This is a genomic window from Burkholderia theae, from assembly GCF_048565265.1.
GTDB classification, from domain to species: Bacteria; Pseudomonadota; Gammaproteobacteria; order Burkholderiales; family Burkholderiaceae; genus Burkholderia; species Burkholderia theae.
Genome location: NZ_CP183461.1, coordinates 137,981 through 160,685, shown reverse-complemented (window position 1 = coordinate 160,685; position 22,705 = coordinate 137,981). Strand labels below are relative to the sequence as shown.

Annotated in this window: 14 protein-coding genes and 1 pseudogene; 5 read left to right on the top strand and 10 right to left on the bottom strand. The window is 69.2% G+C overall.

The genetic code is table 11. From position 1 onward, the window contains the following. Window positions 1-1,464 carry a mechanosensitive ion channel gene (locus ACN22W_RS00705; RefSeq protein ID WP_129513389.1) on the bottom strand — a complete coding sequence of 488 codons (1,464 nt, stop codon included), beginning with the start codon at window positions 1,462-1,464 and terminating at the stop codon, window positions 1-3. A gap of 276 nt (window positions 1,465-1,740) precedes the next feature. On the opposite strand from ACN22W_RS00705, the gene ACN22W_RS00700 reads away from it, so the two are divergent. Next, complete coding sequence (locus tag ACN22W_RS00700; RefSeq protein ID WP_419685726.1) at window positions 1,741-2,619, top strand: AraC family transcriptional regulator; 879 nt, start codon at window positions 1,741-1,743, stop codon at window positions 2,617-2,619. Window positions 2,620-2,699: 80 nt separating this feature from the next. Here ACN22W_RS00700 and ACN22W_RS00695 read toward each other — a convergent pair whose 3' ends face one another. Together ACN22W_RS00695 and ACN22W_RS00690 are read right to left on the bottom strand one after the other, a co-directional pair. Further along, window positions 2,700-3,065 (bottom strand): zinc ribbon domain-containing protein, encoded by a 366-nt coding sequence (locus ACN22W_RS00695; protein ID WP_193097405.1) that lies wholly within the window; start codon window positions 3,063-3,065, stop codon window positions 2,700-2,702. Between the two features lie 10 nt (window positions 3,066-3,075). Next, window positions 3,076-5,730 (bottom strand): heavy metal translocating P-type ATPase, encoded by a 2,655-nt coding sequence (locus ACN22W_RS00690; RefSeq protein ID WP_419685724.1) that lies wholly within the window; start codon window positions 5,728-5,730, stop codon window positions 3,076-3,078. An 81-nt stretch (window positions 5,731-5,811) separates the two neighbouring features. On the opposite strand from ACN22W_RS00690, the gene cadR reads away from it, so the two are divergent. Together cadR and ACN22W_RS00680 are read left to right on the top strand one after the other, a co-directional pair. Continuing rightward, entirely contained in the window at window positions 5,812-6,243 is a 432-nt protein-coding gene (gene cadR, locus ACN22W_RS00685) for a Cd(II)/Pb(II)-responsive transcriptional regulator (RefSeq protein WP_129513385.1), read from the top strand. A 68-nt stretch (window positions 6,244-6,311) separates the two neighbouring features. Then, window positions 6,312-6,884, top strand: a complete 573-nt coding sequence (locus ACN22W_RS00680) for a PadR family transcriptional regulator (protein ID WP_343494375.1) — start codon at window positions 6,312-6,314, stop codon at window positions 6,882-6,884. Between the two features lie 45 nt (window positions 6,885-6,929). On the opposite strand, the gene ACN22W_RS00675 is transcribed toward ACN22W_RS00680, so the two are convergent. The 4 genes from ACN22W_RS00675 to ACN22W_RS00660 all read right to left on the bottom strand — a co-directional run bounded on the left by ACN22W_RS00675 (window position 6,930) and on the right by ACN22W_RS00660 (window position 11,278). Then, window positions 6,930-8,360, bottom strand: a complete 1,431-nt coding sequence (locus tag ACN22W_RS00675; protein WP_419685722.1) for an FAD-binding oxidoreductase — start codon at window positions 8,358-8,360, stop codon at window positions 6,930-6,932. A gap of 13 nt (window positions 8,361-8,373) precedes the next feature. After that, complete coding sequence (locus ACN22W_RS00670; protein WP_129513382.1) at window positions 8,374-9,162, bottom strand: ABC transporter substrate-binding protein; 789 nt, start codon at window positions 9,160-9,162, stop codon at window positions 8,374-8,376. 52 nt (window positions 9,163-9,214) lie between these two features. Further along, window positions 9,215-10,369 (bottom strand): pyridoxal phosphate-dependent aminotransferase, encoded by a 1,155-nt coding sequence (locus tag ACN22W_RS00665; protein ID WP_419685720.1) that lies wholly within the window; start codon window positions 10,367-10,369, stop codon window positions 9,215-9,217. Window positions 10,370-10,609: 240 nt separating this feature from the next. After that, window positions 10,610-11,278, bottom strand: a complete 669-nt coding sequence (locus ACN22W_RS00660) for a TetR/AcrR family transcriptional regulator (RefSeq protein ID WP_419685719.1) — start codon at window positions 11,276-11,278, stop codon at window positions 10,610-10,612. A 120-nt stretch (window positions 11,279-11,398) separates the two neighbouring features. Between ACN22W_RS00660 and ACN22W_RS00655 the strand changes: the two genes are divergently transcribed. Together ACN22W_RS00655 and ACN22W_RS00650 are read left to right on the top strand one after the other, a co-directional pair. Further along, window positions 11,399-13,051 carry an acyl-CoA dehydrogenase family protein gene (locus ACN22W_RS00655; protein ID WP_419685717.1) on the top strand — a complete coding sequence of 551 codons (1,653 nt, stop codon included), beginning with the start codon at window positions 11,399-11,401 and terminating at the stop codon, window positions 13,049-13,051. Between the two features lie 46 nt (window positions 13,052-13,097). Then, window positions 13,098-14,609: a class I adenylate-forming enzyme family protein gene (locus ACN22W_RS00650; protein ID WP_419685716.1), complete on the top strand. Its 1,512-nt coding sequence runs from the start codon at window positions 13,098-13,100 to the stop codon at window positions 14,607-14,609. Window positions 14,610-14,717: 108 nt separating this feature from the next. Here the strand turns inward: ACN22W_RS00650 and ACN22W_RS00645 are convergent, their stop codons facing one another. The 3 genes and pseudogenes from ACN22W_RS00645 to ACN22W_RS00635 form a co-directional block, all read right to left on the bottom strand. After that, window positions 14,718-15,857 (bottom strand): branched-chain amino acid ABC transporter substrate-binding protein, encoded by a 1,140-nt coding sequence (locus ACN22W_RS00645; protein ID WP_048247892.1) that lies wholly within the window; start codon window positions 15,855-15,857, stop codon window positions 14,718-14,720. Window positions 15,858-15,941: 84 nt separating this feature from the next. Further along, window positions 15,942-19,874 (bottom strand): trifunctional transcriptional regulator/proline dehydrogenase/L-glutamate gamma-semialdehyde dehydrogenase, encoded by a 3,933-nt coding sequence (gene putA / locus ACN22W_RS00640; protein ID WP_419685713.1) that lies wholly within the window; start codon window positions 19,872-19,874, stop codon window positions 15,942-15,944. A gap of 379 nt (window positions 19,875-20,253) precedes the next feature. Beyond that, window positions 20,254-22,515 (bottom strand): annotated as a pseudogene (locus ACN22W_RS00635) (primosomal protein N'). Window positions 22,516-22,705: the final 190 nt, after the last annotated feature.

The window sequence follows — 22,705 nt, the reverse complement described above, 5'->3', positions numbered from 1 at the left end:
TTACTGGCCGCCGCCGCGCTGGTTGAACCAGCGGTCGAGCAGCTTGCCGGCCGCTTCGCGGCCGCCGAGGCCGAACGACAGCGCGACGGCCACCGCGATCGCGCCGAGCACGAGGCCGAACGCGAGCTGGACGATCTCGTTGGCGATGCCCATCGCGCGCAGCCCCATCGCGAACACGAGGCCGAGGATCGCGAATTGCGCGATGCGCGCGAACAGTACGCTGTGCTCACGGTCGGCCTGCTCGATCACGCGGCGCGCGAGGCCCGCGAGCCACACGCCGATCACGAGGATCAAGCCGCCCATCAGCACGTGGCCGCCGAACTCGATGAACAGCGTGACGACGTCGCGCACCTGCGAGAAACCGAGCCGGTTCGCGGCTTCGACCGACGCGAACAGCATCGCGAAGAACACGATCAGCCGCGCCACCAGCACCGACGGCTGCAGGATCCCCGAGAACACGCGCTCGACGCCGAGCACGGCCGGCAGCCCGTCGGCACCGGCGGCTTCCAGCAGCTTCTGCGCGAGCGACGCGACGAAGCGTGCGAAGTAGAACGTGACGAGCACGATCACGATCGCCGCGACGATGTCCGGCACCGCGCCGAGGAACTGGTTCAGCATGTTGGTCGCGGGACCCGAGATCGCGTCGATCTTCAGCGCATCGAGCGCGGAGATCAGCGTCGGCACGAACACGAACACGTAGACGATCGTGCCGATCAGGCTCGATACGCGCACGGGCGTCGGGCTGTCGAGACGCTGCGTGAGGCGGTCGGCGCCTGCAGCTACGAGCAGGTTCGTCACGAGGCCGCGCAGCACGCGCGCGACGACCCAGCCGACGAAGCCGATCACCGCGGCCGCGAACAGGTTCGGCACGATCGCGAGCAGCTTGTCGACCATCCCCTGCACGGGCGACAGCAGCCCCGACAGCGCGAACGACGCGAGGATCGCCGGCAGGAACATCAGGATCACGAGCCAGAACAGCACGTCGCCGAGATAGCCGCTCATCGGCTGCATGCCCGCGCCTTCGGACAGCTTGTCGTCGATCTTGCTCGCCTTCAGCGCGCGGTTCGCGAGGCTGCGCAGCAGCGACGCGATGAGCCACGCGATCAGCGTCAGCGCCGCGCCGCCGATCAGGTTCGGCAGGTAGTTGACGATATGCGTGACGAGCAGCGAGAACGGATTGGAGACCGCGTACAGGTTGAGCACGTTGAAGATGCCCACCGCGGTGACGAGCAGCACGAGCCAGAACAGGCCGCCGGCGATGATCCGCTCGACATACGCGCCCTGGCCGGTGCTTTCGTTGATCCGCTGATCGACCTTCAGCGCGCTGAGCAGGCGCAGCGCGCCCGCCCGCACGACCACCGCGATCAGCCAGCCGATCACCAGGATGCCGATCGCGCCGGCGATCTTTGGCAGATATCCGCCTAGCGTGGCCTGCAGCGACGTGATGAAGCTGGAAGCATCCATTTCTTGTTCTCCCGAAAAACGTGGCGTTGCGATTGAACATCGACGAACTACCTGCGTACTTCGAAACACGTGCGTTGCCGCTTGAGCAAAGTACCCGAGAAAAATGACGCCTTCACCCGATTTCACCGTCTTTAACTTTAGTTGTTGATCACGGGGGGGCAAGACCCCATTTCGATGAAATAAAAAGGGGCGGATTAGCCGGCCGCTACGCATTTCCGCAAGATTTGTCCATTCGGGCCGTGCTACCGTGACGTCGGTTCCTGCCCGGACACGCCGATGACAGTCGAAACGAAAACCGAGACGCCCGCGTGGATCCGCTATGCGGCCAGCGTGGCGCGCGTCCACGACTACATCCGCACGCACCTCGACGGCCCGCTCGACCTGAACCGGCTCGCCGAAGTCGCGTGCCTGTCGCCGTATCACTGGCAGCGCGTCTATCGCGCGCTGTACGGCGAGTCGATCGTGCTGACGGTGCGGCGGATGCGGATCGTTCGCGCGTCCGAGGATCTCGTCTGCACCGACCGGCCGATCGACGAAATCGCGCGGCGCGCGGGCTACGGTTCGACGCATGCGTTCGCACGCGCGTTTCGCGACGCCTACGGCGTGCCGCCCGCCCAGCACCGGCGCACGGGGGCTCACCGGCCGATTTATCCGCTACAGAGAGGAGAGCAAGACATGTTCAAGCACGAAGTCGAGATCCGGCGCCTGCCGGAACTGCGCGGCTACGCGGTCGCGCACACCGGCGCGTACATGAAGGTCGGCGACGCGTTCGGCCGGATCGGCGCGTGGGTCGGGCAACACGGGCTGATCGGCCCGGGCGCGAAGATGATCGGCATTTTCTACGACGATCCGGATACGACACCGGAAGCGCAACTGCGCGCGAAGGCCTGCTTCACACCGGCCGACGGTGCGCCGGACATCGAGCCCGTGCCGCCCGTCGAACGCGTGACGGTGTCGGGCGGCGAATACGCGGTGCTGCTGCACACGGGCCCGTATGCGGACCTGAAGACCGCCTACCAGTGGCTCTACGGCGACTGGCTGCGCCACTCGGGTCGCGAAGCCGCCGACGCGCCGCCGTTCGAGCTGTACCTCAATACGCCGATGGATGCCGCGCCGGCCGACCTGCGCACCGAGATCCACCTGCCGCTGCGCTGATCGAAGGGCCGGTGCGCCGGCCCTGAAACGAACCGCGCCGGCCGGCATTCATGTGCGGCCGGCACGAACGGCCTGCACACTCAGGCGGCCTGCGTGCCGCACCCCGGACAGAAACGCGCGTCGGTGGCCAGCGCCGCGTGGCAGCGGCTGCACGCCTTGCCGCGTTGCGCCGCACCGCACTGCGTGCAGAAGCGCGCATCCGCCGCGTTGAGCGCGCCGCAGCCCGCGCAGGCGAGCTGGCTCAGCGGCACGTTGCCGCCCTGGCCGCCCTGCCCGTCGGCCGGCGCCTGCCAGCCCCAGCCGTGACGATCGCGGCCGCGCGCTTCGTGGCCGCCATGCCCTTCCCGGCGCTGCCCGCCATGATGCCCGCCACCGTGGCCGCTGCTGCCCTGCCCGCCGCCATGGCCACCGCCGTGGCCGCCCAGGATCCGTTTCAGAAAGCTCATCGCCCGCTCCTCAACGCTTGGCCCGCGCGTCGCCGAACGCCCCGGAGGACGACAGCAGCCGCAAGCCGTTGGCCACGACGATCAGGCTCGCGCCCGCGTCGGCGAAGACCGCCATCCACATCGTGCCGAGCCCCGCGACCGTCAGGCCGAGGAACACGATCTTCACGCCGAGCGCGAAGCCGATGTTCTGCACCAGGACGCGGTGCGTCGCGCGCGACAGCCGCACGAACGCGGGAATCTTGCGCAGGTCGTCGTCCATCAGCGCGACGTCGGCCGTCTCGATCGCCGTGTCGGTGCCCATCGCGCCCATCGCGAAACCGATGTCGGCGCGCGCGAGCGCCGGCGCATCGTTGATCCCGTCGCCGACCATCCCGACCGCGCCCGCGCCGCCGGCCGACAGCTCCTCGACCGCCGCGAGCTTGTCTTCCGGCAACTGGTTGCCGCGCGCGTCGTCGATGCCGGCCTGCTGCGCGATCGCCTGCGCGGTATGCGGGTTGTCGCCCGTCAGCATCGCGGTACGGATACCGAGCGCGTGCAGATCGGCGATCGCCTCACGGCTCGTGTCCTTGATCGTGTCGGCCACCGCGAAGATGCCGAGCACGCGTGCGTCGTCGACCAGCACCACGACGCTCTTGCCCTGCCGCTCGAGTGCGTCGAGCTTCGCTTCGAGGGCCGGCGAGCAACGCTCGAGCTCCTCGACGAGCCGATGGTTGCCGAGCCAGTAGCGCGCGCCGTCGATCGTGCCGCGCACGCCGCGCCCGACCAGCGCTTCGAAGTCCTGCACATCGGCGAACGCCGCCGTTCCGGCATCGCGCGCCGCAGTCGCGATCGCCTGCGACACCGGATGATCCGAGCGCGCGGCGAGGCTCGCGCCGAGGTGCCGGACCTGCGCGGCATCGGCGTCGGACGCATGCACGTCGAAGTCGGTCTGCACCGGCTTGCCGTGCGTGATCGTGCCGGTCTTGTCGAGCGCGAGCCACGCGAGCTTGCGCCCTTCTTCCAGATACACGCCGCCCTTCACGAGAATCCCGCGCCGCGCCGCGGCCGCGAGGCCCGACACGATCGTCACGGGCGTCGAGATCACCAGTGCGCACGGGCACGCGATCACGAGCAGCACCAGCGCGCGGTAGATCCAGTCCTGCCACCCGCCGCCCGCGACGAGCGGCGGCACCACCGCGACCAGCAGCGCGACCGCGAACACGATCGGCGTGTAGACGCGCGCGAACTGATCGACGAAGCGCTGCGTCGGCGCCTTCGCGCCCTGTGCCTCCTCGACCGCGTGGATGATCCGCGCCAGCGTCGAGTTGGCCGCGACGGCCGTCACGCGGTATTCGAACGAACCCGATTCGTTGATCGTGCCCGCGTACACCGCATCGCCGGCCGTCTTCTCGACGGGCAGGCTCTCGCCGGTGATCGGCGCCTGGTTGACCGTCGAGCGGCCCGCGACGACTTCGCCGTCCAGCCCGATGCGCTCGCCCGGCTTCACGCGCACGACCGCGCCGAGCGCGACCTGCGCGGCCTCGATCGTGCGCCACGAGCCGTCGGCTTCCCGCACGGTCGCGGTGTCCGGCGCGAGCTGCATCAGGCCCTGGATCGCATTGCGCGCGCGGTCGAGCGACTTCGCCTCGATCAGTTCGGCGATCGTGAACAGCACCATCACCATCGCGGCCTCGGGCCACTGGCCGATCGCCATCGCGCCCGTCACCGCGATGCTCATCAGCGCATTGATGTTCAGGTTGCCGTTGCGAATCGCGATCCAGCCCTTCTTGTACGTGGTGAGCCCGCACGCGAGCACCGCGACGAGCGCGAGCGCCGCCGCCAGCCACACGGGCAGGCCGGCCCAGGTCGCGCCCTCGGACGCGACCGCGGCGACGCCCGCCAGCGCCAGCGGCCACCACGGCTTGGGCGCGTCGGCGACGCGTGCCGTCGGTGCGCCGGGCGACGCGGCCTCGGGCGTCATCCCGAGCGTGCGGATCGCGCTTTCGATCGCCGGCTGCGCGCCGGGCACGTGCTCGACGGTCAGCATCCGCTGCATCAGGTTGAATTCGAGCGCCGATACTTCGTTCATCCCGCCGAGCTTCTTGCGGATCAGCGTTTCCTCGGTCGGGCAGTCCATCTGCATGATCCGGAACGCGGAGCGCACGTGGCCCGACGCGGTCGCCTGCGCGACCGGCAGCGGCGCGAGCGTCAGCGCGGCAGGCGCGCAGCAGTCGCCGGCCGCGTGGTCGTGGTCGTGGTCGTGGTCGTGGTCGTGGTCGTGGTCGTGGTCGTGGTCGTGGTCGTGGTCGTGGTCGTGGTCGTGGTCGTGGTCGTGGTCGTGACCGGCATGGTCATGCCTGGCGTGGTCGTGCGAGCACGCGGCGCCATGGACATGCGCATCGCCGTGCGCATGATCGTGATCGTGGTCGTGACCCGCGTCATCGTGCGCGGCGTGGTCGTGCGAGCACGCCGCGCCGTGCTGATGCGCATCGTCGGCTGCATGGTCGTGATCGTGCCCCTTGCCGCCATGGCCATGATCATGGTCGTGGGCATGCGCGCGCTCGCCGGCCGCCGGCGCCGCGTCGGCAACGGTCGCCGTCTGCGTGTCGCGCGAGTCGGCGCAGCACGTATCGGCGCCGTCGGCATGACGGTGTCGTGGGTCGTGGGTACGCTGGGCGTCGGTCATGACAACCTCCTTTGTGGCTTGACGGTGTAGAGTTAACACCCTGAAGCCACTACAAGGTCAACCCTTACACGGGAGAAAGGCATGAAGATCGGCGAACTGGCCAAAGCGGCCCGCTGTACACCCGAAACGATCCGCTTCTACGAGAAAGAGGGTCTGATGCCGGATGCGGAGCGCACCGACTCGAACTACCGCAACTACACCGACGTGCACGTCGAACGGCTGCGCTTCATCCGCAACTGCCGCGCGCTCGACATGGCGCACGACGAGATCCGCGCGCTGCTGCAGCTCACCGACGTGCCGGCCGACCGCTGCGATTCGATCAATTCGCTGCTCGACGACCACATCGGACACGTCGACGCGCGCCTCGCGGAACTCACGCATCTGCGCGACCAGCTCACCGAATTGCGCCGCCAGTGTGTCGGCGAGCATTCGGTCGAGGATTGCGGAATCGTGCACGGTCTCGCGACGATGGAAACCGTCGCGCCGGCCGCGAAGCGTTCGCACCTCGGCTGAAACCCTTGTGAAATAAGATAGTCTGGTTGAGAATAGTTATATTATTACTAGATATGTCATAACTATTCATGCCAACGAGTCGCCCATCCCCGCTCGCGCTGGCCGTCCTCGCGACGCTCACCGAAACGCCGATGCATCCGTACGGGATGCTGCAGCAACTGAAGGCCCGCGGGTACGACGAAGTCGTCAACGTGCGGCAGCGCACGAGCCTCTACCAGACGATCGACCGGCTGCTGCGCGACGGGCTGATCGCCGTGCACGACACCGAGCGTGACGGTGCATTTCCGGAGCGCACGCTCTATGCGCTGACCGAGGCCGGGCACGCGGCCGGGCAAACCTGGCTGCATGCGCTGCTGGCCGAGCCCGCACGCGAGTTTCCCGCCTTCGGCGCCGGCCTCGCGTTCCTGCCGCTGCTCGACGCCGACGATGCACGGCACCAGCTCGAGCTTCGCATTGCCCGGCTCGACGCCGAGCGCGAACGCCTCGAAACGCTGCGCAACGCCGCGCAGGCCGACCAGGTGCCGCGCCTGTTCCTGCTGCAGAACGAACATGCGCTCGTGCTGCTCAACGCTGAGCTCGACTGGGCGCGCAGCGTCGTCGAACACCTGAAGATCGGCGCACTGCGCTGGGTGGACGGCTGACAAGGAACGAAGGCCGATTCCCGTCTGCAACGGGAATCGCCCCCGTCAAAGTACCTTGCCGGGATTCAGGATGCCGTGCGGGTCGAGCGCGGTCTTCAGCCGCCGCATCAGCCCGATTTCCGCGTCGCTGCGCGTGTGCGCGAGATAAGGACGCTTGAGCGCGCCGATGCCGTGCTCGGCCGACACCGAGCCGCCCATGTCCCGCACCACCGCGTACACGCAGTGATCGAGCGCGTCGGCGTCCGCGTCGGTCATGCCGGCCAGCGACACGCCGATATGCACGTTGCCGTCGCCGACATGGCCGAAGAACAGGCACGTGACGTCCGGCCAGCGCGCCCGCAGCGCCGCCTCGCAGCGCTCGGCGAACGCGCCGAGTTCGCCCGTCGGCAGGCTCACGTCGAAGTTGACGAGATGGGGCAGCGCATCGATCGCGAGACCTTCGCGCAGCGTCCACAGGTCGCGCGCCTGCCGCTCCGACGTCGCGAGCACCGCGTCTTCGACGAGCCCTGCGTCGATCCCGGCTGCGAGGCCGGTTTCCAGCGCATGGTGCGCATCGCCGCCCGGCGCGCTCGTCGCGCATTCGATCAGCACCGCGAAACCGCCGTCGCCCGCGAACGGCGCGGCCACGCCCGGCGTGTGATGCGCAACGTAGTCGTAGAACGACGGCCACATCGCCTCGAAACTGACGACTTCGGGCAGCGTACGCATGCGGTTCCACAATCCCGCCACCGCGTCGTAGTCGCGCACGCGGCAGAGCGCCGTGGCCGGCGCGGCGAGCAACGGATGCAGCCGCAGCACGGCGCGCGTGACGACGCCGAGCGTCCCTTCGCTGCCAATGAACAGCTGCTTCAGGTCGTAGCCCGCGTTGTTCTTCAGCATCCGGTTCATCGACGACACGACCGTGCCGTCCGCGAGCACGGCCTCGAGCCCGAGCACCTGCTCGCGCATCATCCCGTAGCGGATCGCGCGCGTGCCGCCCGCATTGGTCGCGAGCATGCCGCCGATCTGGCACGAGCCGCGCGCGCCGAGATCCACGCCGAACGTGAAGCCCGCCGCTTCCGCGGCCTCCTGCACCGTCTGCAGCGGCGTCCCGGCGCGCACGGTCATCGTGCCGGCCGCCGCGTCGAGCGCGTCGATGCCCGCGAAGCGCTCCATCGACAGCACGATCTCGCCGCCGAGCGCGACCGCGCCGCGCGCGAGCCCCGTCAGCCCGCCTTGCGGCACCACCGGCTGGCCGAGCCGCGCGCACAGCGCAAGCGTGCGCGACACGTCGTCGACGCTGCGCGGGCGCACCAGCGCACGCGGCCGGACGCCGGCCGGCTCGTTGTACGCCGTGAAGTAGCGGGGATCGATGTCGGCCGAGCGCGTGACCAGCGCGTCGCCCAGTTCGGCGACGAGCACGGCTTCGAGCGCCTCGCCCGACAGCGGCGCGCCGCCCTGTGCGCTACCCGCGGCGGCCGTTTCCCGGTTCTGCATCGCGCGGCCCCGCTTACTTCGTCGAGATGTCGATATCGCCGAAATACTTCAGCCCGAGCGACTTCACCGTGCCGTCCGCCTTCAGCTTGTCGATCGCCGCATCGAGCTTCGCCTTCAGCGCGTCGTCGCCCTTGCGCAGGCCGAATGCGATACCGCTGCCGAGGATCCGGTCGTCGTGCACGGGCTGGCCGACGAACGAGAAGCCCTTGCCGTCCGGGCGCGACAGGAAGCCGCGCTGGCCGGACGGCGCGAGCACGAGCGTCGCATCGAGGCGGCCCGACACGAGGTCCGTGTACGCCTGGTTCTGGTCCTGGTACGGGACGATCGCGACGCCGGCCGGCTCCCAGTGCGCCTTCGCGTAGGTTTCCTGGATCGACGCCTGCAGCACGCCGACGCGCTTGCCCTTCAGCGATTCGGGGGTCGGCAGCAGGCCGCTGCCGGTGCGCGCGATCAGTTGGGTCGGCACGCGATAGATGATCGTCGTGAAATCGATCGCCTGGCGCCGCTGCTCGGTCGCGTTCATCGCCGAGTTGATCGCGTCGAACTTGCGGCCCTTCAGCGCCGGAATCAGGCCGTCGAACGACGTCTCGACCCATTTGCACGACAGCTTCGCCGTCTGGCAGACGGCGTTCCCGACGTCGATGTCGAAGCCCTGCAGGTCGCCGTTCGGCGCTTTCGATTCGAACGGCGGATATTGCGCTTCGAGGCCGAAGCGCAGCGTCTGCGCATCGGCGAGTGCCGCGCCGGAGCCGATTGCGCACGCGAGTGCGAATGCGAGTTTCAGGGTTGCCGTGTGCTTCATCGTGATCTCCTTGTGCCTGGTCGATGCGACGTCCCCGTCGCCGGTTTCCGTACTACAGCGAACGCAGCCGCCGCGCGCCTTCGACCAGCGTCGCGTCGTCCTTCGAAAAACTGAGCCGGATCACGCCGGCATCGGTGCCGTCGGTATAGAACGCCGACAGCGGAATCGTCGCGACGCGCGCGTCGCGGATCAGGCGCAGCACGAAATCGCTGTCGCTTTCGTCCGAGAAGTGCCGGAAGCGCGCGAGCATGAAGAACGAGCCTTCGCTCGGCAGCAGCTCGAAACGCGAATCGGCCAGCTCGCGCGCGAGCAGGTCGCGCTTGGCCTGGTAGAACGCCGACAGGCCGAGATAGCTGTCCGGCCGCGCGAGGATCTCCGCGAACGCGACCTGCATCGGCGTGTCGGCCGCGAACACCATGAACTGGTGCACCTTGCGGATCTCGTCCATCAGCTCGGCCGGCGCGAGGCAATGGCCGACCCGCCAGCCCGTCACGTGGAACGACTTGCCGAACGACGACACGATCACGCTGCGCTCGGCCAGCTCGCGGTGGCGCGCGACGCTCTGGTGCAGCGCACCGTCGAACACGACGTGCTCGTAGACTTCGTCGGACAGGATCACGATGCCGGTATCGCGCGTGAGCTGCGCGAGCCGTGCGAGATCGTCGGCCGAAAACACGGTCGCGGTCGGGTTGTGCGGCGTGTTCACGATGATCATCCGCGTGCGCGGCGTGATCGCCGCGGCCACCTCGTCCCAGTTCACGCGGAAATGCTCGGGCGACAGCTTGATCGCGACGGGCGTCGCGCCCTGCAGCCGCACGATCGGCGCATAGCTGTCGAACGACGGCTCGAAATAGATCACCTCGTCGCCCGGATGCACGAGCGCGCTGATCGCCGCGTAGAGCCCTTCGCTCGCGCTCGCGATCACCGTGATCTCGGTCGCCGGGTCGTAGCGCGCGCCGTACAGCGCCTCGGTCTTCTCCGCGAGCCGCTCGCGCAGCGACGCGAGCCCGGCCATCGGCGCGTACTGGTTGTGCCCGTCGCGCATCGCACGGGCGACGCCTTCGACGAGCGCCGGATCGGGCGCGAAATTCGGCGCGCCCTGCGACAGGTTCAACGCATCGTGCTGAGCGGCCAGTTGGCCGATCACCGAGAAGATCGTCGTCCCGACGTCGGGCAGTTTCGAACGGGGCGCGGTGGCGCTTCGCATGACTCCTCCTTCTGATGTCCTTCGGGCTGGCCCGCGCGCAGCGCGCGGCCCTGCATCTGCCGCATGATTTAGCCCCAGCCAATATCGGCGGACAATCGAAAGTTCGTCATGGCGGCCATGCATTTTTCTCATGCCGCCCGGTGTGAAGCACGCATCGGCAAGGCCGACCTGCCGGCCTCACATGCGAATCAGGCATTACCCCTAGGGCCTGTTCACGCTAATCACGGGCCCTAGGGCATGCTACCGGCCCGCCGCCGCCAGATACGCAAGCAGCACGGCCCGCAGTTCGCCGCGCAACGCGGCCATGTCGAGCGCGGGCCCGAGCGTCAGCAACGCCTGCGAGAGGCCGCCGTAGCAGACCGTGTGCGCCATCCGCGCAAGCCCGTCGAGCCGCGCGGCCGGCGGCGGATCGGCCGCGTGCGCGAGCGCATCGCGCCACAGCGCGACATACGCGTCGTAGTGCCGGCGGTAGGCGGCGAGCGGCGACACCTGCCGCTCCAGCGCGAACAGCGCGCTCCACAGCGCCGCGTCGGCGCCGATCGCGTCGACCTGCAGGTCGACGAGCGCCACGGCGAGTTCGGCCCGCGGCGCGCCGCGCAACCGCTGCGCCAGATCGCGCAGCCGGTCGGCCATCGCCAGCACGTACCGGTGGATGCAGAGTGCGGCGAGGCTCTGCTTGTCGCCGAAATACTCGTAGAAGGTGCCGACGCTCACGCCCGCGACGGCCGCGATCTCGCGGATCGTCGCCTTCGCGTAGCCGCGTTCGAGCAAAAGCTGAACGAATGCCTGCTGCAGCGCGTCGGAACTCGCCTGCGCGCGCGACTGGCGCGGCCGGCGGCGCAACGCGGGCGCGGGTTGCGCCGCCGGCTGGTCGGGCGGCGCCGGAACCTGAACATGTCGCGGCGGCATATTTGCTACTCTGAAATCAGCAGGGAATGCGTTTTACCGGGAGCCGGAACCAGCGCCGCAGCGCCACCCGTGTTGGATGACGCCGGCCGCCCGCGAAGCATGAGACCGGAGACCACCTCGATGACCGAATCGACTCACGCCGTCACGAACCAGTTCGACGAACTGACCGACTATAACCTCTTCGCGACGGACGTCGCGCTGCGCGACGCACTCGCCCGCGCGGGCGCCGACTGGGCCATGCCGCAACTCGACGCGTACGGCGCGCGGCTCGGCAGCGCCGACACCGCGCGGCTCGCCGACGAAGCGAACCAGCACACGCCGGAACTGCACACGTTCGACCGGCGCGGCCGGCGCATCGACCGCGTCGACTTCCACCCGGCGTGGCACACGCTGCTCGGCCAGTACCGCCACGAAGGCTTCGTGTCGCTCGCGTTCCGCGAGTCGCGCCGCGGCCGCTGGGCCGCGACCGCCGCAGGCTTCTACCTGCATGGCCAGATCGAGGCCGGCACGCTGTGCCCGGCGACGATGACGCAGGCCGCGATCCCCGTGCTGCAGAAGGAGCCCGCGCTGTGGAACCTGCTGCGCGACAAGCTCTACAGCGACGACTACGATCCGCGCGACGTGCCGGTCGCCGACAAGCGCGCGATCTGGTTCGGCATGGGGATGACCGAGAAACAGGGCGGCTCCGACGTGCGCGCGAACACGACGCTCGCGACCGCCGTCGGCGCGGGCGAGCGCGGCGGCGAATACCGGCTGCGCGGCCACAAGTGGTTCTTCTCCGCGCCGATGTGCGACGCGCACCTCGTCGTCGCGCACACCGAAGGCGGCAGCCCGTCGTGCTTCTACGTGCCGCGCTGGCGGCCGGACGGCACGAAGAACGCGGTCGAGATCCAGCGGCTGAAGAACAAGGTCGGCAACCGCAGCAACTCGAGCAGCGAGATCGAGCTGAACGATGCGTGGGGGATCATGCTCGGCGACGAAGGCCGCGGCATTCCGACCATCATCGAGATGGCCACCTACACGCGGCTGAACTGCGTGCTCGGCAGCGCGGCGATGCTGCGCCAGGGCGTCGTGCAGGCGATCGCATACACGCGCCAGCGTCACGCGTTCGGCCGCGCGCTCGCCGAGCAGCCGCTGATGCGCACCGTGCTCGCCGATCTCGCGCTCGAAAGCGAAGCCGCGCTCGTGCTCGTGATGCGCCTGGCCGACGCGTTCGAGCGCGACGACTCGCCGCGCGAACGCGCATGGAAGCGGATCGTCACGCCCGCCGCGAAATTCTGGGTCTGCAAGCGCGCGGTCGAGCTGACCGGCGAGGTGATGGAAGTGTTCGGCGGCAACGGCTACGTCGACGACGGCCCGATCGCGCGGCTGTTCCGCGAGGCGCCCGTCAACTCGATCTGGGAAGGCTCGGGCAACGTGATGTGCCTCGACGTGCTGCGCGCGGTATCGCGCGAGCCCGACGCGGCCGCCGCGCTGTTCGCCGAGCTCGCCGACCTCGGCGCGGGCGAACCGCGCATCCGCGCGGCGCTCGACGCGCTGCGCGCGATGCTCGGCGCGCCCGCCGACACGCTGGAGGCATCGGGCCGCGTGTTCGCGCAGCGGCTCGCGCTCGTCGCGCAGGCGTGCCTGCTGCGCCGCGATGCGCCGGCGGCCGTCGCCGACGCGTTCGTCGCGACGCGGCTCGCGGCACCCGACTGGGGCCGCATCGCGGGTGGCTTCGACCCGCACGCGATCGACGTCGCCGCGTTGCTGCAGCGCGCGTATCCCGCCTGACGAACGCCCGTTCGTTCGCCTTCGTTCGCCCCGCCCGGAGCCCCCGATGAACCTCGTCGCCGCCCTCGACCGCGCCGCCCGCGCGACGCCCGACAAGCCGTTCCTCGTCAGCGAATCCGCGACGATCACCTATGCGGCCGCGCGCGAGCGCTCGCATCGCGCGGCGGGCGTGCTGAGCGCGCTCGGGATCGCGGCCGGCGACCGCGTCGCCGCGATGTGCTTCAACACGCCGGCGTTCGTCGACCTGATGTTCGGCGCGTGGCGGCTCGGCGCGACGTTCGTGCCGATCAACCACAAGCTGCAGGCGCCGGAAGTCGACTACGTGCTCGAACACAGCCGCAGCAAGGCGCTCCTGTTCGACGTGACGCTCGCGCCGGTGCTCGAACGCATCGTGCATCCCGCACGGCGGCTCGTGACCGAAGGCGAGCTCGACGGTGTGCCGTGCTTCGACACGATGTGCGCCGCCATGGACGGCCTCGCGGGCATCGATCCCGCCGACGGCGACATCGCACAGATCCTCTACACGTCCGGCACGACCGGCCGCCCGAAAGGCTGTGTGCACAGCCACCGCACCGTGACGCTCGCGGCGATGTCGGCGGCGCTCGCGATCGGCATCGGCCGCCACGAGCGCACGCTGATGGCAATGCCGATCTGGCATTCGTCGCCGCTCAACAACTGGTTCGGCGGCACGCTGTATGCAGGCGGCACCGTCGTGCTGCTGCGCGAATACCATCCGCTGCGCTTCCTGCAGGCCATCGAGCGCGAGCGCGTGACGCTGTATTTCGGTGCGCCGGTGTCGTACACGCTGCCGCTCGACACGGTCGACGGCTTCGCGGCATTCGATCTGTCGAGCGTGCGCGCATGGCTGTACGGCGGCGGCCCGATCGGCGCCGCGCAGGCCGAACGGCTCGCACGCGCCTATCGCAGCGATGCGTTCTTCCAGGTGTACGGGATGACGGAAACGGGGCCGGCCGGCTCGACGCTGTATCCGGACGAGCAGGTCGCGAAGGCCGGTTCGATCGGCCGCCACGGCGGCCCGGGCGTCGACCTGCGCGTCGTGCGGATGGACGGCATCGACGCGCGGCCGGGCGAGACTGGTGAAATCTGGCTGAAGGCCGACAGCATGATGCTCGGTTATCTCGACGACGCGGCCGCAACGCGCGCCGCGTTCGCGCCGGAGGGCTGGTATCGCACCGGCGACATCGCGCGGATCGATCAGGATGGCTACCTGTTCATCGTCGACCGGCTGAAGGACATGATCGTGACGGGCGGCGAGAACGTCTATTCGAAGGAAGTGGAGGACGTGCTCGGCGCTCACCCGGACATCGCCGAGGCGGCCGTGGTCGGCGTCCCGCATCCCGACTGGGGCGAGACGGTCGTCGCGCACGTCGTGCTGCGGACGGGCGCGGTGCCCGACGCGGACGCGCTGCGCGCGTTCTGCGGCGAACGGCTCGCCGCGTACAAGATCCCGCGCGAGTTCGTGTTCGCGCAGGCACTGCCGCGCACACCGACGGGCAAGCTGCAGAAGTTCCTGCTGCGCGTGCGCAAGGACGACTAGCGCCCGCTCGCGCAGATGAAAAAAGCCACCGGGCCGTCGGGCCCGGTGGCTTTTTCGCTTGATCGACCGGGCAGCGACACGCGCCGCCGCCCGCGATTCAAAGGCTGCTTACTTGCCGCCGATGCTCTTCAGCGGCTTCCACTCACCCTTCTCGACCTTGTACATCGTGATGCCGCCGTTCTTCAGGTCGCCCTTCGCGTCATACGCGACGTGCGTCGACGTGACGCCCGCCATGTCGCTCTTCGCGAGCACCGGCAGGTACTTCGCCGGATCGGTCGAATCGGCCTTCTTCATCGCGTTGAGCATCGCCATCGCGCCGTCGTATGCGTACGGCGAGTAGGTCTGCACGTCTTCGCCGAAGCGCTTCTTGTACTTGTCGGCGTACGTCTTGCCGCCAGGCATCTCTTCGAGCGGGAGACCGGCCAGCGACGCGATCGTGCCTTCCGACGCGTTGCCCGCGATCTTCAGGAACGTCGGCGTCTTCACCATTTCGCCGCTCATCAGCGGTGCCGTGATGCCGAGCGTCTTCATCTGCTTGACCATCGGCGCTGCCTGCGAATCGGCGCCGCCGTAGTAGACGAGGTCCGGCTTCACGGACTTCAGCTTGGTCAGGATCGCCTTGAAGTCGACAGCCTTGTCGTTCGTGAATTCGCGGTCGACGATCGTCGCGCCGCCGGCCTTCGCGGCCTTCTCGAACTGGTCGGCGAGACCCTGGCCGTAGGCCGTGCGGTCGTCGACGATCGCGATCTTCTTCATGCCGAGATCCTTCGACGCGAACGTGCCGGCCACCGAGCCCTGTTGCGTGTCGGACGTCATCATGCGGAAGGTCGTCTTGTAACCTTGCTGCGTGTATTCCGGCGCCGTCGCCATCGCGATTTCCGGAATGCCCGCGTTCGCGTAGATGCGCGAAGCCGGAATCGTCGTGCCCGAGTTGAAGTGGCCGAGCATGCCCTTGATGCCGTCGTCGACCAGCTTCTGCGCAACCGTCGTGCCCGTGCGCGGGTCAGCCTGGTCGTCCTGCGTGCTCAGCACGAACTTCACCGGCTTGCCGCCGATCTTCGGGTTCGTCGCGTTGAAATCTTCCAGCGCGAGCACGATCCCGTTCTGCATATCCTTGCCGTAGTGCGCCTGCGCACCCGTCATCGGCCCTGCGTAACCGATCTTCACGTCATCTGCATGGGCCGTCCCCGCCAGCGACATGACGGCGACAAACGTCGCGCCTGCCAGCTTTTTCATCGTGTGTTGCATAGCATCTCCTTGGTACCAGGGTAAATGGAGCGGCTTCGGGATCGCCTTGCCGCTTCCTTTGTTTGATCCGAACGGCAAGGATGATCAGCCGATCGTCATCAAATTCGCATTGCCGCCTGCCGCGGCCGTATTCACGCTCACCGAGCGCTCCGTCAGCAGCCGCTCGAGCGCGTAGTCTTCCGCGTCGCCGTTCTCGAACGCGCCCACCGACACGCCCTGCACCGACACGATCGGGCCCGGCCGCTGCGCGACGTCCTTCACGAGCGTCTGCAGTTCGTCGCTGTCGCCTTCGAACAGCACCGCGTCGAACGCCGCGTCGGCCTGCTTGCGCACGACCGCGTGCGACTTCAGCGACGCCGGCAGCGCGGCGACGAGCGCCTCGCCCGCCGCGCCGGCGAACAGTGCGCGGTTGCCGGTCGCCAGCACCGCGGCGAACTGCGCGCGCGCGCCGCCCGGCGTCGCCGCGACACACAGCACCGTGCCGCGCGGGCCGAGTGTATACGTGTTTCGCTCGCCCGTCGGCCCGGTCAGCACCGCGGTTGCACCGGCCGGCACCTGTGCGAGATAACCGTCGCAACGCGCGGCCAGCACCGGCTCGCGCTGCTCGATCAGCCAGTCGCGCAGCGTGGTGAGCGCTGCCGCCGGGTTGCCGCGTGCATCGCCCTCGACCGCGCCGTCCGCCACCAGCGCCTGCGCGAGCGTGCGCGGCAGGCCCGACGGACGCGTCGCGAGCAGACGCTGCAGGTACAGCGCGCCGCCGGCCTTCGGGCCCGTGCCCGACAGCCCTTCGCCGCCGAACGGCTGCACGCCGACCACCGCGCCGATCACGTTGCGGTTCACGTAGATGTTGCCCACGTGCGCATTCGAGATCACGTGCGCGATCGTTTCGTCGATCCGCGTGTGGATGCCGAGCGTCAGGCCGTAGCCGGTCGCGCGGATCTGTTCCAGCAGCTTGTCGAGCTGGCTGCGGCGGTAGCGCACCACGTGCAGCACGGGGCCGAACACTTCGCGCTTCAGCTCGTCGATGCTGCCGATCTCGATCAGCGTCGGCGGCACGAACGTGCCGTGCGTGCAGGCTTCGGGCGCCGGCAGTTGCGTGACCGCGTGGCCCTTGTCCTTCATCGTCGCGACGTGCGTGTCGATCGTCTGTTTCGCTTCGCCGTCGATCACCGGGCCGACGTCCGTCGACAGCCGGTCGGGGTTGCCGAGCGCCAGTTCGTGCATCGCGCCCTTGAGCATCGTCAGCGTGCGGTCCGCGACATCGTCCTGCAGACACAGAACGCGCAGCGCCGAACACCGTTGACCGGCCGAGTCGAACGACGACTGCATCACGTCCGCGACGACCTGCTCCGCGAGCGCCGACGAATCGACGATCATCGCGTTCTGGCCGCCCGTTTCGGCGATCAGCGGAATCGGCTTGCCGTCCGGATCGAGGCGCGCGGACAGCGTCTTGTTGATCAGGCGCGCGACTTCGGTCGAGCCCGTAAACATCACCGCACGCGTGCGCGGATCGGCGACCAGCGCCGCGCCGACGGTCTCGCCGTCGCCCGGCAGCAGTTGCACCGCGCCGGCCGGCACGCCGGCCTCGCGCAGCAGGCGCACGGCCTGCGCGGCGATCAGCGGTGTCTGTTCGGCCGGCTTCGCGAGCACCGTGTTGCCGGCTGCCAGCGCTGCGGCCACCTGGCCCATGAAGATCGCGAGCGGGAAGTTCCACGGGCTGATGCAGACCACGGGGCCGAGCGGGCGATGCGTGTCGTTCGAGAATTCCTCGCGGATCTGCGCGGCGTAGTAGCGCAGGAAGTCGACCGCTTCGCGGATCTCGGCGATCGCGTTCGGCAGCGATTTGCCGGCTTCGCGCACGATCAGGCCCATCAGCGTGTGCATCTGCGCTTCGAGCAGGTCGGCCGCGCGCACCAGGCAATCGGCGCGCGCATCGACCGGCGTCGCCTGCCAGATCGGTGCGGCAGCCACCGCGTGCGCGAGTGCCGCGCTGACGTGCTCGGCCGTCGCTTCGCTGACCGTGCCGACCGCGTCGCGCTGGTCGGCCGGGTTGCGCACGTCGCGGGCCGGCGCATCGGCGAGCGCGTCGTCGGCGAGCATCGGTGCCGCGCGCCACGGGAAATGCGCACTCGCGAGCAGCGCGGACGACAGCGACGCGAGACGATGTTCGTTCGACAGGTCGAGGCCCATCGAGTTGGGACGCTCGTCGCCGTACAGGTTGCGCGGCAGCGGGATCTTCGCGTGCGGCGCGCCGAGCGGCACGACCTTCGCCGCTTCATCAACCGGATCGGCGACCAGTTCCTTCACCGGCACGGTCTTGTCGGCGATGCGGTTCACGAACGACGTGTTCGCGCCGTTTTCCAGCAGGCGGCGCACCAGGTACGCGAGCAGCGTCTCGTGCGTGCCGACCGGCGCATAGACGCGGCACGGACGGTTCAGCTTGTCGCGGCCCGTGACTTCCTCGTACAGCGGCTCGCCCATCCCGTGCAGGCACTGGAATTCATACTGGCCCGGGTAGTAGTTCTGGCCCGCGAGCTGGTAGATCGCGGCCAGCGTGTGTGCGTTGTGCGTCGCGAACTGCGGATAGACGGCGTCGGGCGCCGCGAGCAGCTTCTTCGCGCACGCGAGGTACGACACGTCCGTGTAGATCTTGCGCGTATAGACCGGATAGCCTTCGAGGCCGTCGACCTGCGCACGCTTGATCTCGCTGTCCCAGTACGCGCCCTTCACGAGGCGGATCATCAGGCGGTGACGGCTGCGGCGCGCGAGATCGATCAGGTAGTCGATCACGAACGGGCAGCGCTTCTGGTAGCCCTGCACGACGAAGCCGATGCCGTTCCAGCCCGCGAGATCCGGATCGAAGCACAGCGCCTCGAGCAGGTCGAGCGACAGTTCGAGGCGGTCGGCCTCCTCGGCGTCGATGTTCAGGCCGATGTCGTAGCGGCGCGCCAGCAGCGCGAGCGCACGCACGCGCGGCAGCAGCTCGCTCATCGTGCGGTCCTGCTGCGAGCGCGAGTAGCGCGCGTGCAGCGCCGACAGCTTGATCGAGATGCCCGGGCCTTCGTAGATGCCGCGGCCGCCGGCCGCCTTGCCGATCGCGTGGATCGCCTGCTCGTACGATGCGTAGTAACGCTGCGCGTCCTCTTCGGTCGTCGCCGCTTCGCCGAGCATGTCGTACGAGTAGCGGAAGCCGCGCGCTTCGTACTTGCGGCTGTTCGCGAGCGCTTCGGAAATCGTTTCGCCGGTGACGAACTGCTCGCCCATCAGGCGCATCGCCATGTCGACGCCCTTGCGGATCAGCGGCTCGCCGCCGCGGCCGATCAGGCGCGTGAGCGCCGACGACAGGCCCGCTTCGCTGTTGGTCGTCACGAGCTTGCCCGTGATCATCAGCCCCCAGGTCGCCGCGTTGACGAACAGCGACGGCGCGTGGCCGACGTGCGAGCGCCAGTCACCCTTGCTGATCTTGTCGCGGATCAGCGCATCGCGCGTCGCGCGATCGGGAATGCGCAGCAGCGCTTCGGCGAGGCACATCAGCGCGACGCCTTCCTGGCTCGACAGCGAGAACTCATGGATCAGCCCTTCGACGCCGCCGCCCGAGCTCTTCTCGCGCAACGCCTCGACGAGCCTGGTCGCGAGCGCCTGCACATCCGCCTGCAGGTTCGCGGGCAAGCGTGCCTGGCCGAGCAGGAACGGCACGCATTCCGGTTCGGGGCGGCGGTATGCGGCCGTGATCGCCGCGCGCAGCACCGATTGCGGCTGCACGTTCTGCGCGAACTCGAGGAACGGATGCGGCGAGTTGTCGTCGTCGCCGTCCGCGGCCTGGCCGTCGGCGAGCTCCGTGACGCCGCTGTGGCCCGACAGCTCGGGCGGCAACTGACCGTGCTCGATCCGCTCGAGATACGCGAAGATCGCCTGCTTGATCAGCCAGTGGGGGGTGCGCTCGAGACGCGCGGCAGCGTCCTTGAGGCGCGAGCGGAGAAGATCGTCGACTTTGACGCCGAGAGTCGTGCTTGCCATGGTGGGTTCGTGCGCCGGTGCGAGCCCGGCAATGTGGTGTGAGAGGATGCGCGAAATCCTACGGCACGCAATAAAAAGGTGCAACCAAATTGAGAGATAGGTTGCACCCTTTGGATAGTCAATATAATCAGCCACTTAGACGGTTGCAACCTAGGGGTTGCCCGTGGTCGGCGGATCGGTGTTTTCCCTGAGCGGGCCGGTTTGACACGCGTGGGCAACCCGCGGTGTGTGCGAAAGCGGAACAAAACGGGTTGCACTGGGCGTGCCGGCGGGTGCGGCGCCGGGTTGCCGGCGCGCGACGAGAGACAGTTCGAGGGTGCCCGGCGGCCCGGGCGTCAACACCGGGCAGCGCGCCGCGCGATGGCCGCGCGGGCGCCGCTCAGATATCCAGCGGATCGACTTCGACGCTCCACCGCAGCACGCCCTTCAGCGCGCGCAGCTCCGGCTGCCACGCGCGCAGCGCATGCTGCAGCGCCGCCCGCGACGCGCTTTCGAGCAGCAACTGCGCGCGGTGGACGTTCGCGACCTTGACGATCGTCATCGGCACCGCGTCGTACACGGTCACGCGATCGGCGCCCGGCAGCCCCGGCAGCGCGGCCGCGGCCTGCAGCAGGAACCCGAGCGCCGCGTCGAGCGTGCGCCCTTCGGCGCGCAGCAGCGCCTGATAGACGAACGGCGGCAGGTGCGCGTCGCGGCGCTCGCCGAGCGTCGAATTCGCGAAGCCGATGTAGTCCTGCCGCCCGAGTGCGTGGTACAGCGCGTGACGCGGGTAACGCGTCTGCACGAGCACCTCGCCCGGCAGCCCGGCGCGTCCCGCGCGGCCGCTCACCTGCATCAGCTGCGCGAACAGCCGCTCGCTCGCGCGGAAGTCGTGCGAGAACAGCGCGGTGTCGGCATTGAGCACGCCGACGAGCGACACGCGCTGGAAGTCGTGCCCCTTCGCGATCATCTGCGTACCGACGAGGATGTCGACCTCGCCCGCGTGCACGTCGGAAAAGAGCGCCTGCGCGCTGCCTTTGCGGCGCGTGCTGTCCGCGTCGATCCGCAGCACGCGTGCGCCCGGCACGGCTTCGGCGAGCGCCTCCTCGATGCGCTGCGTGCCGCGCCCGAGCGGCGCGATGTCGACGTTCCCGCACTCGGGGCACGACCGCGGAATGCGTGACTCCCAGCCGCAGTGATGGCAGCGCAGCGCGTGTTCGGGTTTGTGCAGCACGACGTACGCGCTGCAGCGCGGGCAGCCCGCGACCCAGCCGCATGCGTCGCACGCGAGCTGTGGCGCGTAACCGCGCCGGTTCAGGAACACGAGGCTTTGTTCGCCGCGCTCGAGCCGCCCCTTCAACCCGGCGACGAGCGGCCCCGACAGCCCGCCCAACGACGCGCGCCCGCGCCGCCGTTCCTCTTCGAGATCGATCAGCCGCACGGTCGGCAGCGTTGCGTCGGCCACCGCGCGGCGCGACAGCGTGAGCCGTGTGTAGCGGCCCTGCTCGGCCTGCCACCAGGTTTCGAGCGACGGCGTCGCCGAACCGAGCACGACCGTGATGCCGAGCTGCTTCGCGCGCCACACGGCGAGATCGCGCGCCGAATAGCGCAGCCCTTCCTGCTGCTTGTACGCAGGCTCGTGCTCCTCGTCGACGACGACCAGCGCGAGCGTCGGCATCGACGCGAGCACCGCGAGGCGCGTGCCGAGCACGATCCGCGCGCGGCCCGTATGCGCGGCGAGCCAGTTGCGCGCCCGCTCGCCCTCGGCGAGCCCGCTGTGCAACGTGACGATCGCGTCGTCGGCGAGCGCCCCCGCGAAGCGCGCGCGAAACGCGGCCTCGAACTGCGGCGTCAGGTTGATTTCGGGGACAAGCACGAGCGCCTGCGCGTCCGGCCGCGCATCGAGCAGCGACGCGAGCGCATGCAGATAGACCTCGGTCTTGCCGCTGCCCGTCACGCCGTGCAGCAGGAACGGCGCGAAGCCCTGCGCGGCGCGGATCGCGTCGAGCGCCTCGGCCTGCTGGTCGGTGAGCGCCGGCGGCACAGCTCGTCCACCGGTTGTCGACAGGTTATCCACAGCTTTGGGCACAGGCGTATCGGCCCAGCCGATCTCCTCGACGTCGACCCAGCCGCGCGCCGCCCAGTCGTCGAGCGTCGCGGCCGCCTTCGGATGCAGCGCGCGCGCATCGGGCAGCGTCAGCGAGCCGGTATCGACGAGCGCCTGCGCGAGCCGCCGCAGCGCGGCCCCGCGCGCGGGCAACGCGTCGGGCAGTGCCGCGCGGCCCGCGTCCGTCGGCCGTTAGCGCACCTCGGGCGCCAGCAGCCGCCCCCAGCGCCCGGCGTCGCGCAGCGCTTGCGGCAGGGCCGGCAACGCGACCTCGCCGCGCCCGCGCTGATAGTAGTCGGCGGCGAACGACACGAGCGCGAGCCAGTCCGCCGACAGCGGCGGCAGGTCGGAGCAGATCGCGTCGATCGCGCGCAGCCGGGACGGCGGCACGTCGGTGTGAGTCGTCACTTCGCAAACGAGCCCGACGGCCTGCCGCTTGCCGAACGGCACCTGCACGAGCGTGCCGGGCACGGGCGCCGGCTGCGCGTCGCAGCGGTAGTCAAACAGGGTCGCAAGCGGATGGTCGAGCGCGACGCGCAGGTAGGTGCCGTCCATCACGGCGCTCCGGCGGCGGCACGCGCCGCGTGGACGGCTTGCATCCGCGTCCGCATCGCGGCAGCGAACTTAAAGTAAAACTTCAGATTCGGCGCTAAGTTTTGGATTCGCATTAGGAATCGCCGTATACCCTGCCCAGCCTGTGGATAACTTTGTTGAGAACTCGTCGCTCAATGGCCGCAACGCGTGC